Consider the following 3,086-nt stretch of genomic DNA (forward strand, 5'->3'; position numbering starts at 1 on the left):
TAAACCCCACAAATACGGCAAACGCAAATGCGGTTGTTACAGTTACAGCACCCGCAATTGCAGCAACAAACGATGCTGGTACCATCAACGGTTTTACAGGTGGAACAGCTATCGCTAATATTTTAGCAAACGATACTTATAATGGTTCAACTGCATTGCCAGCAAGTGTAACTTTAGAACAAATTACTGTAAATTCAAACATTACTATTAACTCAACAACAGGAGCGGTAACAGCAGCTGCCGGAACACAAGCCGGAGTTTATACCATCAATTATAAAATAACGGATAGGTTAAACCCCACAAATACGGCAAACGCAAATGCGGTTGTTACAGTTACAGCACCCGCAATTGCAGCAACAAACGATGCTGGTACCATCAACGGTTTTACAGGTGGAACAGCTATCGCTAATGTTTTAGCAAACGATACTTATAATGGTTCAACTGCATTGCCAGCAAATGTAACTTTAGAACAAATTACTGTAAATCCAAACATTACTATTAACCCAACAACGGGAGCGGTAACAGTTGCCGCCGGAACACAAGCCGGAGTTTATACCATCAATTATAAAATAACAGATAAGTTAAACCCCACAAATACGGCAAACGCAAATGTGGTTGTAACGGTAAATTCACCATCTATTTTAGCTGTAAATGATGCCATAACAATTGACGGAAAAAGTAATGTGGTAGCTATTAATAATATTGTGGCGAATGACTTTTTGAATGATCAGCTTACTAATCTCAACAATGTAATTATTAAAGAGGTTGTAACCGGAAATCCAAATATTATTGTAGATGTTGCCACAGGAAGTTTAACTGTAAATAAGGCTATTTTGGCAGGGGTATATGTTGTTGATTACACTATTCAAGATAAAAGTAATTTAGCATTAACATCTTCTGCTAAAGTAACCATCACTGTTAATCCAAACCCTGTAGTTGGTTTGTCAAAAGCCGTATCAGCTGTAAACAAAGAACTAGATGGTTCTTATACTTTAAATTATACTTTAAACGCTCAAAATTACGGAAATATTAATTTAACAGCTATTGAAGTAGCTGATGATTTAGTAAAAGCATTTCCGTTACCAATAAGTTTTACTATTGTTGGGAGTATAAATGTTACTGGTAGTCTGGTTGCAAACCAAAACTTTAATGGTACTACAAATCTTAATTTATTAGGAACAGGGAGTGTTTTAGCCCCAAATCAGAAAGAAAGTATTTCTTTTTCTGTAAACATTAAACTCAACAATACCGCAGATACTTTATTTAATAACAAAGCATTAGTGACAGCTAATAGTTTAGGTATTATAATTAGCGACGAATCTACCAACGGGCGAGAACCTGATGAAAATTTGGATGGCAATCCGCAAGAAAATGCTGCAACTCCAATTGTATTAAAGAAATCAAACATTCGTATTCCTCAGGGTTTTTCACCTAATAACGATGGAGTACATGATAAATTTGTAATTGAAAACACAACTGGAGATGTAGTAAGTTTAGAAATTTTTAACAGATGGGGTAATGTAGTTTATAGAAATGATGATTATAAAAATGATTGGTCTGGTAAATCAAATCAAGGAATAACTATTGGCGAAGATTTGCCAGATGGCACTTACTATTATATAGTTAAAGTTAACGGAAAAGATAAATACGTGAAATACCTAACCATAAAAAGATAAGAACATGTTAACAGCAATAAAAAAATATATTTTGGTGTTGATGATGCTTTTATCTTCAGCTTATACTTTTGCACAGCAAGACGCCATGTACACACAGTATATGTTTAATACCTTGGCAATTAACCCAGCTTATGCAGGTAGTAGAGATTTTACCAGTGCAACCGCTTTATACCGTAAACAATGGGTTGGGATTTCTGGTGCGCCAGAAACGCAAACCCTATCTATTGATGGCCCTGTAAAAGACGGTAAAGTAGGTTTAGGCTTACAGGTTTTTAATGATAATATTGGTATTAATAAAACAACAGGAGTTTTTGGTACTTATGCTTATCGTATATTAATGGATAATTCAACTTTGGCATTTGGTATTCAAGGGGGTGTAAGTCGTTTTTCTGCTGATTATGAAAACGTAGATTTAGGCTCTGATGGTTTAATTGATGTAGCTTTTACCAATAACGTAACTAAGTTTATGCCTAATTTTGGTGCAGGAATTTATTTCAATACCGATAAATTTTATGCGGGTTTATCACTTCCTCACCTTTTAAATAACACATTAAACAAAGATAATTTTTTGGTTACCGATGGATTAGTTTCAAGGCAATATTTACATCTTTTCTTTTCTACAGGATATGTTTTTAGTTTAAGTGACGATTTGAAATTGAAACCAAATGTTTTAGTAAAAGGAGTAAGAGGCGCACCTTTACAGGCTGATTTAAATATGAATTTATGGATGTTTAATTTAGTTTCATTTGGGTTGTCTTATAGAACAGAGGCCGATATATCTGCTTTAGCAGAAGTACAATTAAATAAAAAACTAAGGTTAGGTTATGCTTATGATGCCAGCACAACATCTTTAGTAGGTTTTAATGCTGGCAGCCACGAAATTATGTTAAGATTTGATTTTGGAGAAAAAGGTTCTAGAGCTATTTTAAACCCTAGGTATTTTTAAAGCTATTTTTTTAAATTTGATTAAATTTAAAAATGACAATCTGGAATTTATACCTTTTGTTTTTTATGCTACTTTGTTTTAAAGCTGTAAAAAAGAAAGTACTAACTCGTCGGCTTTATTAACTTCAAAAGTTTGGAAAGGAGCTATAACAGATAAAAACTTAACTGTAAATCCTCCATCAACATATCAAAGTACCTACGCTGATGTACAAGATTGTGAAAAAGACGATACTTTCGAGTTTAATATAGACGGGATTTTGAAGTTAAACAGGCTAGTAATAAATGTAATCAAACGGAAGTACAACTTGAATCACAATCTTATTCCATAAACCGAACTTCTAAAGAGTTTATCATCAATGGAACTAATACATTTTATCAGCAGAGGCTAATAATCAAATAATACCAATTTAGATATAAAACGCCGTATTAAATGCTGTCAGATAATGGTGGTTTCCAGTGATTGAT

General features: G+C 33.5%; 2 protein-coding genes. Both read left to right on the forward strand.

Translation table 11 applies throughout. The annotated features are described in order from the left end of the window. The coding region (locus ACFSSE_RS17120; RefSeq protein WP_379101052.1) for a T9SS type B sorting domain-containing protein at positions 1–1,676 on the forward strand (1,676 nt) is incomplete at its 5' end. A gap of 4 nt (positions 1,677–1,680) precedes the next feature. After that, positions 1,681–2,622 carry a PorP/SprF family type IX secretion system membrane protein gene (locus ACFSSE_RS17125; RefSeq protein ID WP_379048185.1) on the forward strand — a complete coding sequence of 314 codons (942 nt, stop codon included), beginning with the start codon at positions 1,681–1,683 and terminating at the stop codon, positions 2,620–2,622. Positions 2,623–3,086 lie beyond the last annotated feature (464 nt).

The sequence above is a fragment of the Pedobacter alpinus genome (genome assembly GCF_042684645.1).
GTDB lineage: Bacteria > Bacteroidota > Bacteroidia > Sphingobacteriales > Sphingobacteriaceae > Pseudopedobacter > Pseudopedobacter alpinus.

What these genes read in the sequence shown, in the direction of transcription:
- ACFSSE_RS17125 (WP_379048185.1), top strand. Translation starts at nt 1,681, where the DNA reads ATGTTAACAGCAATAAAAAAATATATTTTGGTGTTGATGATGCTTTTA.